This is a genomic window from Streptomyces sp. NPDC002144 (assembly GCF_053593695.1).
The window spans coordinates 1-12,637 of record NZ_JBSFDB010000109.1 but is presented as its reverse complement, the minus strand read 5'-3'; the positions used below and the strand labels follow the sequence as shown (position 1 = coordinate 12,637).

Annotated in this window: 16 protein-coding genes and 1 pseudogene; 7 read left to right on the top strand and 10 right to left on the bottom strand. The window is 69.9% G+C overall.

Annotated features, from left to right (window positions below):
* Both ACWCQ1_RS50670 and ACWCQ1_RS50665 read left to right on the top strand, forming a co-directional pair.
* Positions 1-239 (top strand): hypothetical protein (locus tag ACWCQ1_RS50670; RefSeq protein ID WP_451029951.1); only part of this gene is annotated, 239 nt, incomplete at its 5' end.
* 81 nt (positions 240-320) lie between these two features.
* Positions 321-767, top strand: a complete 447-nt coding sequence (locus ACWCQ1_RS50665; RefSeq protein WP_358611332.1) for an NUDIX domain-containing protein — start codon at positions 321-323, stop codon at positions 765-767.
* 203 nt (positions 768-970) lie between these two features.
* Here the strand turns inward: ACWCQ1_RS50665 and ACWCQ1_RS50660 are convergent, their stop codons facing one another.
* The 4 genes from ACWCQ1_RS50660 to ACWCQ1_RS50645 all read right to left on the bottom strand — a co-directional run bounded on the left by ACWCQ1_RS50660 (position 971) and on the right by ACWCQ1_RS50645 (position 3,962).
* Complete coding sequence (locus ACWCQ1_RS50660) at positions 971-2,155, bottom strand: IS110 family transposase (RefSeq protein ID WP_451029950.1); 1,185 nt, start codon at positions 2,153-2,155, stop codon at positions 971-973.
* 181 nt (positions 2,156-2,336) lie between these two features.
* Positions 2,337-2,615, bottom strand: a complete 279-nt coding sequence (locus ACWCQ1_RS50655; RefSeq protein ID WP_358610923.1) for a hypothetical protein — start codon at positions 2,613-2,615, stop codon at positions 2,337-2,339.
* Positions 2,616-2,723: 108 nt separating this feature from the next.
* On the bottom strand, positions 2,724-2,915 hold the full coding sequence (locus ACWCQ1_RS50650) for a hypothetical protein (RefSeq protein WP_451029949.1): 192 nt from the start codon (positions 2,913-2,915) through the stop codon (positions 2,724-2,726).
* Positions 2,916-3,008: 93 nt separating this feature from the next.
* The gene (locus ACWCQ1_RS50645; protein WP_451029948.1) at positions 3,009-3,962 is read right to left on the bottom strand and encodes a helix-turn-helix domain-containing protein; all 954 of its coding nucleotides are present in this window, start codon (positions 3,960-3,962) and stop codon (positions 3,009-3,011) included.
* Between the two features lie 275 nt (positions 3,963-4,237).
* Between ACWCQ1_RS50645 and ACWCQ1_RS50640 the strand changes: the two genes are divergently transcribed.
* Together ACWCQ1_RS50640 and ACWCQ1_RS50635 are read left to right on the top strand one after the other, a co-directional pair.
* The gene (locus ACWCQ1_RS50640) at positions 4,238-4,687 is read left to right on the top strand and encodes a hypothetical protein (protein WP_358610928.1); all 450 of its coding nucleotides are present in this window, start codon (positions 4,238-4,240) and stop codon (positions 4,685-4,687) included.
* A gap of 64 nt (positions 4,688-4,751) precedes the next feature.
* Complete coding sequence (locus tag ACWCQ1_RS50635; protein WP_358610931.1) at positions 4,752-5,273, top strand: hypothetical protein; 522 nt, start codon at positions 4,752-4,754, stop codon at positions 5,271-5,273.
* A 787-nt stretch (positions 5,274-6,060) separates the two neighbouring features.
* Here ACWCQ1_RS50635 and ACWCQ1_RS50630 read toward each other — a convergent pair.
* Together ACWCQ1_RS50630 and ACWCQ1_RS50625 are read right to left on the bottom strand one after the other, a co-directional pair.
* Complete coding sequence (locus tag ACWCQ1_RS50630) at positions 6,061-6,564, bottom strand: sensor histidine kinase (RefSeq protein WP_451029947.1); 504 nt, start codon at positions 6,562-6,564, stop codon at positions 6,061-6,063.
* Positions 6,565-6,678: 114 nt separating this feature from the next.
* Positions 6,679-7,257 (bottom strand): DUF7134 domain-containing protein, encoded by a 579-nt coding sequence (locus ACWCQ1_RS50625; protein WP_451029946.1) that lies wholly within the window; start codon positions 7,255-7,257, stop codon positions 6,679-6,681.
* 237 nt (positions 7,258-7,494) lie between these two features.
* Here ACWCQ1_RS50625 and ACWCQ1_RS50620 point away from each other — a divergent pair.
* Both ACWCQ1_RS50620 and ACWCQ1_RS50615 read left to right on the top strand, forming a co-directional pair.
* Positions 7,495-7,707: pseudogene (locus tag ACWCQ1_RS50620) on the top strand (IS256 family transposase); the annotation flags it as partial.
* A 41-nt stretch (positions 7,708-7,748) separates the two neighbouring features.
* On the top strand, positions 7,749-8,192 hold the full coding sequence (locus tag ACWCQ1_RS50615; protein WP_451029945.1) for a VOC family protein: 444 nt from the start codon (positions 7,749-7,751) through the stop codon (positions 8,190-8,192).
* Between the two features lie 253 nt (positions 8,193-8,445).
* Here the strand turns inward: ACWCQ1_RS50615 and ACWCQ1_RS50610 are convergent, their stop codons facing one another.
* Positions 8,446-8,598, bottom strand: a complete 153-nt coding sequence (locus ACWCQ1_RS50610) for a hypothetical protein (RefSeq protein ID WP_358610940.1) — start codon at positions 8,596-8,598, stop codon at positions 8,446-8,448.
* 242 nt (positions 8,599-8,840) lie between these two features.
* The gene (locus tag ACWCQ1_RS50605; RefSeq protein ID WP_451029944.1) at positions 8,841-9,779 is read right to left on the bottom strand and encodes a glycosyltransferase; all 939 of its coding nucleotides are present in this window, start codon (positions 9,777-9,779) and stop codon (positions 8,841-8,843) included.
* Between the two features lie 264 nt (positions 9,780-10,043).
* On the opposite strand from ACWCQ1_RS50605, the gene ACWCQ1_RS50600 reads away from it, so the two are divergent.
* Complete coding sequence (locus ACWCQ1_RS50600; protein ID WP_358610946.1) at positions 10,044-10,619, top strand: TetR/AcrR family transcriptional regulator; 576 nt, start codon at positions 10,044-10,046, stop codon at positions 10,617-10,619.
* A 701-nt stretch (positions 10,620-11,320) separates the two neighbouring features.
* On the opposite strand, the gene ACWCQ1_RS50595 is transcribed toward ACWCQ1_RS50600, so the two are convergent.
* Both ACWCQ1_RS50595 and ACWCQ1_RS50590 read right to left on the bottom strand, forming a co-directional pair.
* On the bottom strand, positions 11,321-11,791 hold the full coding sequence (locus ACWCQ1_RS50595) for a helicase associated domain-containing protein (protein ID WP_451029943.1): 471 nt from the start codon (positions 11,789-11,791) through the stop codon (positions 11,321-11,323).
* Positions 11,792-12,156: 365 nt separating this feature from the next.
* Positions 12,157-12,489, bottom strand: coding sequence for a GMC oxidoreductase (locus tag ACWCQ1_RS50590; RefSeq protein WP_451029942.1), 333 nt, complete (start codon positions 12,487-12,489; stop codon positions 12,157-12,159).
* Positions 12,490-12,637 lie beyond the last annotated feature (148 nt).

Genomic DNA, 12,637 nt, shown 5'->3' with positions numbered 1-12,637 from the left:
ACGACATCCCGGGCAAGGGACGCGTCGCCGTGACCAGCTATCTGGCGCGCCCCGTTGACGACGTCTCGCTCGCCCTCGGGACGGAACACGCCGACCTGGCGTTCTTCCACGCTGGGGAACTCGACGACATCAACCTCCCCAAGGGCTACCGCAGGTCCATCCGACTGGGGATCGACCAGCTCCAGGCGAGCCGGGGATGCGATCCAGGGCAGTGGATCAGAGGGGTGTCGGGCAGATAGTCGTCCGCTCTCACCCGTGACCAGATAGACGACGCGGCGGGCGATGGAGACGGGGTGGTCTGTAACCCCTACGCTGCGGGAATGCGGGAGTTGACGTTGCGTATCCGGGTGGCTGCCTACGTCCTGCGCCGGCGCGCGGGACGGTCGGTGGAGTTGCTCGTGTTCGACCACGACGCGGACCTGCCGCCCGGCACGCACGTCCCGGCGGGGGGTGTGGCCCCGCAGGAGCCGCTGGAAGAGGCGGTATTGCGGGAAGTCGTGGAGGAGTGCGGGCTGGCCTGCGTGCGGGTGCTGCGCCCCCTCGCGCAGGAGCACACGCCGCACCCGATCCGCCGCTTCCCACGCCACACCACCTTCTTCGAACTGGAGGTGGACGACAACGCAGATGTCCCGGATGCGTGGGACCACCACGTGACAGGCGCGGGGCGCGACAACGGCATGACGTTCCACTGCCGTTTCGAGCCGCTGCCCCTGGCCTTCCCGTTGGCGGACGGCCAGGACGCCTGGCTGGATCGTCTGGAAGCCTGAGCGCCGTCCGTCGCTGGTCGTTCCTCCACCTGCGTTCGTGGGCTCGGTGCCACAGCGTTCGGTAGGCCATCCGCCCCCTGCCTGTTGCGTCATCAGGCAGGGAGCGGGGCGCGGATCGCCGTGGGTGGGCAGTCTGGGGGGTGCCTCTATGTCCTTCGTCAAGGCTCCCCTGTCGGGTTTGGGGTGGTTCGGGGTTGCTGGGGTTATGCGGCGAGTTCGACGTCCTTCGGTGTTCGGGATTCGTAGAAGGTGCCGTCGCGGAGCATGGCGAACAGGACGCTGACGCGTTGGCGGGCGAGGCGCAGGAGGGCCTGGGTGTGGGTTTTGCCACGGGCTCGTTGCTTGTCGTAGTAGGTGCGGGAGGCGGAGTCCGCGTTCATGCAGGCGAACGCGGACAGGAACATCGCCCGTTTGAGCTGCCGGTTGCCGCCTCGGGGTGCGTGTTCGCCGTGGATCGAGGTCCCGGACGACTTCGTGGTCGGGGCGAGGCCGGCGTAGGAGGCGAGGTGGGCGGCGGTGGGGAAGCTGGTGCCGTCGCCGACGGTGACCAGCAGGACGGCGGCGGTCCTGACGCCGACGCCGGGCATCGACGTCAGGACCGGGGAAAGAGGGTGGGCCTGCAGCAGGCTGTTGATCTGTGCCTCCATCGCCCGGCGCTGGGTGTGGACGGCGGCGAGCGAGGCGGCCAGGGAGGGGATGACGACGTCCAGGGTGCCGGTGCCGGGGACGACGACGGTCTGCTCGTCCAGGGCTTCGAAGACGTCGTCGATCAGCCGGGCGGCCATGCGCGGCGCTTTCGGACGGATCAGTTCGACGAGTCTGCGGCGGTCGGCCTTGCGCAGGGCGGCCGGGGAGCCGTATCGCTCCAGCAGCCAGGTGACGGCCTGGTGGTCCAGGCGCGGGCCCAGGACGCGTTCCAGGGAGGGGTGGAACTGGGTGAGCAGGCCGCGTATGCGGTTGGAGGTGCGGGTGGCCTCGGCGGCGAGGTCCTGGTCGAAGCCGACGAGGACGGTCAGCTCGGCGGTGATCTCGTCGGTCAGTGCAAGCGAGCGCAGGGTGTGCGGCATCGTCCGGGCGGCGTCCGCGATGACGGCCGCGTCCTTGGCGTCGGTCTTGGCCTCGCCGGGGTAGAGGTCGGCGATGCGGCAGCCCGCGTCCCGGGCGACGGTCAGCGGCAGGGCCCCGATCGAGGCGGGCTGGTCCACGATCACCAGGACGGTGCCGAACTTCGCGGTCCGTTTGTCGAAGACGGCCCGCAGTTTGGGTTCGCTGTTGGGCAGCGGCTTGTCGAAGACCTTCTTCCCGGCCGGGGTGAGCCCATGACCGTGGTGAGCGCTCTTGCCGACGTCCAGGCCGAGGAACACGCCCACGTCTTGGATCTCGAACATCGTGCCCTTTCCGGGGTGTTGACGGTGCCGGCCTCGGCTCGGGTGTCGTGCTCGCGCATCCACGTTATGCAGACCTGCCGCCCGCGAACTGTCCGGCGTTGCGCCGGACCGGGCGGTGGCCGGACCTCTGATCAGCGTCTCCGACGAACACCCCCGGACCGCGGCGACACCACCCCCCAGGTCATGCCATCGACAGGGGGACACAGTCATACCGGGCCCGGAGGCCAGCGGCCCTCTTGCAGGACCGCGAAGAACATAACGGGGTGTGGAGTGGTTGGGCCGTGACCTGGACGTCGCCGGTGTGGATGCCGGTGAGGATGATGGCGCCGTGCGCCGTGGGTGCGGCCAGCCCGTTGGACCAGTCGGCGGTGTCGGCGGGGATGTCTCCGCTGTCCAGGACGCCGAAGGTGCCCTGCGCGACGAGCAGTTGGGCGGCGTTGATGCTCTGTGCCTCTTTCACGGGAAGCTGTGCAGTCAGGGAGAAGAAGCCTGGCCTGCTGTCGCTGTGGCAGGCGATCGGCTGTATCGACGAGCTGTGGTGGCAGTACGCGCAGGCGACCATCACCGCCTACACCAGCGTCTTCCGCGCCACCCCGCTGGCATTGATGCCGGACAAGATGGTCTGGGTGAGGCGGTAGGGCTCGGTGCCGGTGTCGATGATGGTGCCGTTGAGGGTGAGAGGGGCGACGATGGCCGCGCGGGGGCGAGGGTGGGTGAGGGTCTTGGTCCCGCCGGACGATTCGTTCGAGGCGGTGGCCACGCTGTTGTTCTCCTCGTGTACGCGGCGGAGGGCCGGTCCGGGCGTCGTCTGCTGGGTGGTGGAGGCTGCCGTGGCGGCCGCGCCGCCTTTCGGTCAGGTCTTGTGGGCGGGCGCCCACACCGTGATGTCCAGCGTGATCCGGTCGGGCTGGCCGGCGGTGTCGTGGTGCACGGAGGTGACCCGTATCTGGGCGACGCGGTTGGTGGCGGTGAGCCCGCACAGGATGCGCCCGGCGCGGATGTCGGCGGCGTGGAGGGTCGCGCCGTAGTCCTGGTCGAGGGCGCAGGCCCAGAAGCCGCCTGGGCTGTTCTGGGGGAGGACTGCGATGTCGTTGTTGCCGACTCCGTGCAGGGCACGGTCTTGGGCCCCGAACCAGACGTCCGCTTGGGGCGGCCCCGGTTCGCTCTGTTGGGCCCAGGTGGACGCGGTGGAGTCGAGGTCGGCTACGTGACCGGCGGTCAGGACGAGAGTGCCGCGGCGGCGGATGGGTACGTGCGCTGCGGGAGTGTTCGCCTGCGTTGGTGAGGGCCGCGGGGCAGCGGCGGCAGAGTCTGAGCGAGTGGCAGGGCGGCCGCTCAGGCCCAGGAGCACTGCGGTGGTCAACGCCAGGGCTGCGGTTCCCGCCAGCACCATGATCTGCCGCCGCCGTGAGGCCGGTTCGCTCGGTGTGGGCCCGGCTGCCGCCCGATCGGCGCCGTCCAGCGGCTGCTCCCTTTCGGGCTGGACAGGGTCCGTTGTTGCGGGAGCGGCTTGCTCGTCGCCGACGCGCAGTGCTTCCCAGCGTGATCGCCAGGAGGCTGGGTCTTCGCCGCACGCGGCCACGTAGGCGGCGACCACCGTCCAGCTCGGCCAGCGCTGGCCGCGTGCCGCCTCGGACAACGCGCTGGGCGAGACGTGCGCTCGCACGCTCATCTCACGGTAGCTGGGTCGCCCCGCGCGCTCGCGCAGCCTGCGCAGTTCGACGGCCATCGCCGCGGCCGGGCCGTCGTGCGGGCGGATGGGTAATTCCGGACGCCCCCGCCGTCGTTGCCCGCGTGTGTCGTTCACCGGCTGCCCTCACATCTGGTCCGTTTAAAGCGTGATTGACCGCGGTCAAATCATCGGCGTCTTGATCCCTTGTGGTCAAAGGTGCCCGGCAGTGGAATCGGCGTCGGTCCCTGCATCCACGGCGACCGCAGGACGGGAGGCGCGTCGGCCGCCCTAACGCTGCGATGCCCAAGAACTTGGGGACCGGCCCTTGCGGCACCGCCCCGCCGGGAACAGCCACGGCCGATCCCGGTACACACCCGCGGTGGCGCACCTCGACCCTTTCAGGAGGAACGGTGAACAAGAACCGTCTTGCCGGCATCACCCTCGCGGCGCTGACCGCCGCCGCGGTCGTGCCCTTCTCGACCACGCCCGCGAGCGCGGCCTCGACCTGCAAGACCCACTCGGTCGACGGCGTCAGCATCGGGGTGTGCGCGGACACCCTGAGCACCAACTACGACGTGCAGGGGGTCGTGTACGTCAACTCGGTGAACCAGTACACCAACAACGCGCAGTGCACGCTCTACGTCGAGCTGTGGTCCGAGGACGGACAGGGCAAGCTCGAAAGCGATCCGCTGCCGTGCTGGGTCACGAACCGCCAGTTCGGACAGACCTTCCAGATCCCCTGCAACGCGCCGTACTCCAGCATGAAGGTGCACGCCGACGCGTACCTCGAGGCCACCAACGGGAACTTCCGGGTTGGCCCGAGCGCCACGGTGACCATCAAGAAGTACTCCGGCTGCTAGAGGCTGTAGGCCAAGTGTTCTTAAGCGGTAGTTCATGGTTGGGTGGCGTCTCGGGGAAAGCCCCGTGAGCGCGGGGAGCGGGTTCCCGCCGCCGATGCCGCCGCAGCCGCCCGCTGCTTTGCCGCACGACGCTCCGTCCGCGTCCCAGGGCAGTCGGGTGAGGATGTTGCTGCGTCGAAGGCGGCTGCTGATGGGGGCGGCTGCCGGACTCGTCGTCCTGATCACTGCCGTGATCATCGTGACGCGCTCGAGCGGCCCCAGCAGGAGTACGTCGGCGGCGCGTCAGGTCCTTCTCACGTATCTGCATCGAGCCGGGAGCGGCGATGTGGCCGGCGCATGCCGGTTGGTGTCCGACGACTCGTACCTGCGTGCCCGTTCCGGTCCCTATGGATCGTGTGAGAACTTCATCGCCGAGAAGATGTCGTCATCGTCATCCGGCGAACAGTCCTTGGCGCAGGCGCGGGTTTTCCAGGTGCAGTTGCGCGATGCGAACGAAGCCACCGCGACCTGGGGCGTCAGCACGCCGGCCTATATCGCGGTCCTCACCTGGGACGGGAAGGAAGGCTGGCGCGTCGATATCGACTGAATCGGCGCCGAGCCGCATGGACGTCGGCGTTCTCCCCGGAGCCGGTGACCGTCCTGGGTCGTGTGACCCGGTGCTCTGCTGAACGCGGGCAAGCGCCGGACGTTGACCCTCCCGGCCCGAATCATCTGAAAGGCCCCTTGGTCGACGGTGGCGGGGGCGGGGGGCTGGCGCAGCGGAGGGGAGGGCCGGTGGGGGACTACGGTCATGGTCACGAGGGGACACGAGGCTGGTGGTCGGGTAGGTGGCCGGGTCGACCCGCAGACCGACCACAGACCCAGGGTGGGTCTGCCGGCGCTTTTCGCGTCATAGGTGGGCATGCCGCTGACGGATGGCGCGAACACCGCTCTGGCCCACCCGCAGCCGGCGCCGTGCGGGGGTGCGCACAACGACACCTCCAGACCCCCCCGGGGGGGCGCCCTGCGCATCGGCACACCTGGCTCTGCACACGAGGACATCCGGCTCCACGGCCGGCCTGTGCACCCGCTGCACCCCGCCCGACTGCGCAGGCCCCTCGATCCGTTGCGCAGCCCCGCATTGTGCAACCGCACGCAGGCTGCGCATCGGATCTGCGCCACGGCTGCCCACCGTGCGGGGCGGGCGTGGTTGGCCCGATCACGCCTGCGACCACGGCAGCTGGTGCTCTGAACGGGTGTGGTTCGCCGGGTCGGCGGTCATGGCGTCTCGCAGGCGGCGCCGGAGGTCGGCAGCCGTGAGGTGGGGTGTGTGCAGCGCATTGCCACCAGACCGGCCCGGATCAGGTCCTGGTCGTCGACCACGAGCACTGTGGTCATGCCGGCGGCGGCTCTCCCTGTTGGCCGGCGGATTCAGCTGGGATGGGAAGAGTGAGGCACACGCGAAATCCCCCTTCGGCCCGGGGGCCGGCGTCCACTGATCCGCCATAGAGCCTGGCGCGTTCCCGCATGCCGATCAAGCCGTGTCCGGACGGCCGGGAAATGTTGGCCCCAACGGGCTGCTCCCGTCGGCCGTCATTGCTGATCGTGATCACCAGCCGGTGCGGCTGATACTCCACCAGCACCGTGGCGCGGGCGGGGTAGGCATGCTTGATGACGTTGGTGAGCGCCTCCTGCACGATGCGGTAGGCGCACAGTTCCACACCGGCAGGCAAAGGCCGGGCTGCTCCCGCTGTCCGTACCTCGACGGGAACGCCTGCGGCCCTCACCCGCTCGGCCACCTGCGGCACCTGGGCCAGCCCCGGCATGGGCGCATAGGACGCCGGATCGCCGCTTTCCGCAGGGGCGTCGTCCGATGCGGATCGCAGCAGCGTCAGCATCCGGCGCAGCTCCCGCAGCGCCTCCTGGCTGGTTTCGGTGATCGTCCCCAGCCGTCCGGGCGGTGTCGGGCGCCGAGGAGAAGACATAGCCCGCCATACCGGCCTGCACACTGATCACCGACATGTGATGCGCGACCACGTCATGCAGTCCCGAGCGATGCGCCGCTGTTCCTCGGCGACCGCCTGCCTGGCCCGCCACTCCTGTTCACGACGCAACTGTGCGGTGACGGCCGCCAGTTGACGGTTGCGCTCCGCCAGCAGACGGGCACCGTTGCCGAACATCCACACCACGCCCGGTACGACCAGGGCCTGCGTCACGGCGACCAGGACACCGAGTTCACGAGCGGCCATCCCGCTGTAGAAGACGACGGCCGCGGTCAGGGCGGCGGCCACGGCAGCCGCCCGCGCAGGACGGTGGGCGGCGACGCTGTACTGCGCGACCACCGGACCCCAGAAGTTCAGCGAGGGCTGGTAGCCGGCGGCCAGATAGCCGGTGAACGCCAGGCAGGACGCCACCAGTACGGGCAGGGGGGCGACCCTGCGCAACGCGAGCGGCAGGCTGACCATCATGCTCAGCACATAGGCAAGCGCGTCGAACCGCGGCCAGCTCACGGGGTGGTACTGGTGGCCGACCACAGCCGCAGCCGTCCCCAGCGCCACGGCCAGCACCGTGTCGACAAGACGCCCGTCCACGCCGCGTAGACGGGCTGCGGGTAATGCACCGATGCGCACGGAGGGACCATAGGCGCCGGGACCCCGGGCTGTCGTCATGCCAGAGGCGCACTCCACGGCACAAGCCGCCGCCCAAGGCATGCTCAAGACCTCCTGGATCGGGCCCGGGGGGCACGCGAAGGGCGTACCGTCCCGGGTGATCGACTGATGGTCATCGAGGAGGCCGGTGTGCGCAGCACCGGCCGGGAAGGCACGCCCGTGCAAAGCGTCGTCAACGACGATGGCACCACGCCGAACGGCTCCCTGATCGACGAGATCGTCCGGGAGGGCGCGCGGCGGATGCCCGCGGCGGCTCTGAAGGTCGAAGCCAACGCCCACGTAGCCGAGTTGGCCGGCCGGCGGGACGAGACCGGGCGGCGACCCGTGGTCCGCAACGGCTACCGCCCGCCGAGGAAGGCCACTACCGCGGCCGATGGCGGCCACCTCGTCCAGCGTCCCGATGCGGTCGCGGCATGAGCCGGCCAACGCACGGCACGCTGCATCACGTCGAGCTGTGGGTGGCGGACCTCCACCGCGCGCTCGCCTCGCTCGGCTGGCTGCTGGAGGCGCTGGGGTACACCCTCTTCCAAAGCTGGGACGGCGGCCGCAGCTGGCGGCTCGGGCCGACCTACCTGGTCATCGAGCAGTCCCCGGACCTGACCGCCCAACAGCACGACCGCCGCCGCCCGGGACTGAACCACCTGGCCTTCCACGTCGAGGACGCCGCCATGGTCGAGAAGCTGGCAGCCGACGCCGCCCGACACGGTTGGCACCTGATGTTCCCCGAGCGGCACCCGTACGCCGGCGGTGGACAGCACTACGCCGCCTACCTGGAGAACGACGACGCTTTCGAAATCGAGCTCGTCGCGCTCACGTCACCCGACCGAAACCGAGATCAGCAGGTCCACAGGTCTTGACGATCACTCGCCACGCCTCTGCGTCGTCACCTGGCGGATGCCCTGCCCTCTCCAGGCAGGTGTGCTTGATAGTGCCGTAGTTGGTGTGGTGGGTGGGGTGTGGGCTGGGGTGTGAGGGTTTTGTGAGAAGGGGAGGGTCTGTTTCGGAGTGCTGCGGTGGCGGTGACGGGGGGTTTGGTCTGCGGTTGTTGGGTGCAGGCGGGTGGGGGTGGGTGGTGGTCCAGTACAGGGTCAAGTGCGGTGCACCTGGGCCCTACGCGGGTTCGGTGGGTGCCTGAGAGGCTTTGGGTCGGTTGGCGAGGTAGCTGGCGCGGTCTCTCCCGTTGAGCTTGTGCCAGTTGTGGGCCGTGCTGTCGGCGAGGCCGAGGAGGTCGGCGAGCGTCGTCCAGCGGGCGTGGCCGACCATGGCCGGCCACGCCCCGTTGCGGGCCGTGCTGGTGCTGGGGGTGCCCAGGCGGGTCGATCGTCTCTGCAGGGTGTGGGAAGTGATGGGCTGGTCGGGATGGAGGCCGTGCGCGGGGCGCTGGCCTGGTCCTCTTGCGGCACGGACCGTTCTTACGGCCTGCGCCCCGGGCCACGGCGGTCGCCTTGGGGGTTGGTTACTGTGACCGATCCCCGGAGGCTTGCACAAAGCTCCGGATCAGGAAGTCAGCGACGCTCGCTGCTGTGCCGGAGGACCGCGGTCTCCAGGATGGGAACGATCTCGGAGACCGGTGTCATCGTGCTCACCTCTCGTGCCGCCTGTGCGGCGGCCTCCTGGTAGGAGGGCGTGGCCATGATCTTGGCGGCTGTGGGGCCGGCGTCGTGGAAGGCGCTGATGGTTTCGGCGACGCCGGCGCGGGTGAGGCGTTCGGCGTTCCACGGCTGGTCGGCGTGGAAGGGCCGAACGACCATCGGTGTGCCGGTGGCCAGCGCGGCGAGGACGGTACCGGTGCCGCCGGCCGATATCAGGACATCGGCCCACGGCAGCACACGGGCCAGCGGGACGAAGCCGGCGCGGTGGACGTGGCCGGCGGCGCGCCCCGGCGTGGGTGACCCGGCGACGATCACGTTGAACCCGGAGTCGGCGAGGGAACGGGCCGTCGCCTCCTGCGCCTCGGGGTCGATGACGCTCGTACCGAAGGTCACCAGCGCCCGGGGACGGTCCTCCTCCTGGAACGTTGGGAGCTCGAAGACGTCGTCCTCGCGGTCGAACGCGACCGGCCGTACGGCGATGGCGTCGGGCTCCGGCTCCTCGCCCTCCTGCCGCAGGAAGGCCGGATAGGGGTCGAGGTAGGCGAGGCGCTGTGTCGCTCGCAGGGAGTACCGCTCGAGCTGCTGCTGCCAGCGCCCGCGCAGCGCGGAGGTCAGCTCGGTGGGCACGCTGCCGCTGATGCCCAGCGCCGCCCAGGGCACGTCCAGCGCGGAGGCGATCGTCGGTGCGACGTAGTCGAACGGTTCACACACGATCAACTCCGGAGCAAACGCGGTCGCCTCGCGCTGCGCCTCGTCGTAGGTGAGGTCGACCCTGGTGCCGGCGAACATCTCGACGGCGGCGGGGCCGGGCTGGGCGGGATGGAGCCCGGTGCGCCGCTGGGTCTCCGTCATCTGTGCCTCCAGCGTGGGACCCGCGGTGAGCACTGGGAACGGCCGCAGCAGGGGAGCCGTCTCGGTGTTGCTTAGGATGGCGACCTCATGGCCTGCGGCGCGTGCCGCTGTGGCCAAAGGTAACAACGGAAGGGCATGACCACCCGCGGGAACGGCACTGAACAGAATACGCACTGTCACTCCTAAATGAATGAATGCTCACTTTAGTTTAGCAGCGCGCTTGCCGGTGACCGCCCGTCATGTCCCGTGATGCAAGGAGGAGTTGTGCCCAGGGTCAGCCAGGAGTACCTGCAGGCCCGCCGCCAAGGCATCGTGGAAGCGGCGCGCGCCGTGTTCGCTGAGAAGGGATTCGCCGCCGCGCCAATGGCCGCCATCGTCAAGGCGTCGGGGCTGTCGACCGGCACGTTCTACCGGTACTTCCCCAGCAAGGCCGCGCTCGTGGCCGAGATCGTGAGCGGGCGGGACGGCACCGAGGGCGGTGGTTTTCCCGCTGACGAGACGCCGGGAGAGCTGCTGCGCCGCTTGATGTCTTATGTGACGCCGCCTGGTGCGTCCGTGGACCATGCACGCCTGGTCGTCCAGATCTGGGCCGAGGCGTCGACCTCCGGGGAGCTGGCGGCCGTTGCCGTGTCCCGGCACGCCGCGCTGCGTGACCACCTGGCGGGCCTGTACGCGAGGAACCGCGGGGGCGGTGGCGGGGCCGCGGAGGCGACGGCGGCGGACAGCAGCCGGGCCGAGGCGGCCCTGGCCGCGCTCATCGGCTATGCCACCCTCACCGCCGTCGGCGCACCCGCCGATTTCGCCGCGCTCGGCCGGCAGATCGAGACGGCGTTCGCCTGAGGTGCGGGGCGGGTGGCGGGGGCCGGGTGTGCGCCGCTGTGGGTGGGGGAGGGCGGTGAGACGGGGTGGTGGGGGGTTGGGTGTGGCCGGGTGGGGCTGTGGGGGTGGAGGGGTGCGGGTTTTTTTGGGGGGTGAGGGCTGTGTGCCGCAGCCTCGGTGCCGGCTGCGGGCGGGGTGGGTGGGGCGGGTGGGGTGGGGGGGTGTGGGTGACGGCGAGGGTGGGGGCGGTTCTCGGCCCGACGCGGGTGGTCGGGTTCTGGCGGCCCGGGAAGGCGTGGAGGGGGCGGGACGGCCCGCGGTGGTGGTCCGTCCCTGCCGGGGCCGTGACCCGAGTCGGGGGTGCTCGGCTCCGGGCCGCCTCGCGTCTGGGGCGATGGGGATCCGGCGGCTGAGGTACGGAGTTGTCGGCCTGTCCTGTCAGGGCTGGGCAGCGAGGGGAGTGGGTTGGGTCAGCGGATTGCCAGGCGTTGCCAGAGCAGGTCGTGGTCGGCGGGTGCGAGGCGGAGGAGTTGGAGACGGCCGGCGAGGTGCGGCTGCTCAGGAGGAGATCACCCCGCTTGAAGTGGCGGTCCACTCCCCGCAAACGCGAGGGTGGACCGCCTTCATGAGCTCGGTGGGGCGGCGTGCGCGGCAGTTCGGTGACATCGGGTGAGAGTGGCAGCGCGTTGGGGTGAGAGGGCTCAGGGGGTGCCAGCCAGCTGCTACCAGTGCATGCCCAACTCATCCAGGTCAGCGCGGCGTCGTGGGCTGAGCTTGGCGGCCCTGCGCCGGGTGTTGTCGATCCAGGCTCCGAGCTTCACGACCGTTTCCTGACCGTCCTCGCCGTTGTCGCCTCCGCCCTGGCGGATCGTTTCGACGTGCTTGCGGGGCACCCGAAGATGCCCTTCACGCGTATGGAACTGGTGGGCCGCGGCAAGATTGACCGCCCACCGCTCGTCCTGGCTACGCCGACCAGACACCGCGGCTTCACCCCCATCCGCAGTGTCAACACCCACGCTCTCGAGCAGGAACTTCTGCGCGGGCGTCAGCTGCTCCCATCCGGCCTTCTGCGCAGCGATCCAGGTGCCGAGGTCTTCGCCCTGGACGATAAGCCCACCTGCCGCCGCGGCCGGGAGGGTGCCGCCGGCGCGGACGTGGGCGAGGGTGAGCCGGTAACACCGCTGCCAGGCCACGTCCCACCCGTCCGGGGCCCATCCGGGGTGATGGCGTCCAACGCTTCCATACGCTCCTGCGACAGCTCCCCGGCATACGCGAGGCCGGTTTCCCGGCCTCGCGTCGTTGTGACGGTGCATTGATTTTGAAGGCGTGTGGTGCTCTGGTGCTCTGGCCTGGTGTCCGGTGTTCTGGTTGGGAGTTGTTGTTCAGGCGATGGTCGGGTGTGGGCTTGTTGAGTGGGGTCTGGTGGGGTGTTCGGTTTGATCGCTCGGGGTCTGGACCGGCACCTGCCCACCTCACCGTGACATGCTCACAGCGATACCGACCTGGCCACACAGCCCGTCTCAGCAGGCCCGAGGGTTCCCGCAGGACCAGCACGAGCTCACTGGTCTCCGACCAGGAAGTGAGCGGCCTGCTCGCCGACCGCCACGCTCGGCGCCATGGTGTTGGCCACTGGCACTCGCGGTAGCACGGAGGCGTCCGCGACCCGGAGGCCCCGGCACCCGATAACCCGCAACCGGGAGTCGACAACAGCCATGTCGTCGTTACCCATCCGGGCGGTGCCGGTCTGATGCCAGAACGTCTCGACGGTCTCCCGAACGTACCGGTCGGTGTCTGCGGCGCCCGGGCGCCGTTCGTCGGCTATCCAGGACCGCAGAGGCGGCGCTGTACCGATCGACCTGGCGGTGTCCAGCGCCTTCCGGACGTCCGTCACTGAGGGGCCTCGCGTTTTCCGGACAGGCTTCTGACCGTTTATTTCACGCGGCTATTCGCAACTTCTCGTACTCGGCGTGGACTTCGCGCGGAGGGCGGTAACCCACCGCCGAGTGGAGGCGTTTGCGATTGTACCAGAATTCGATGTA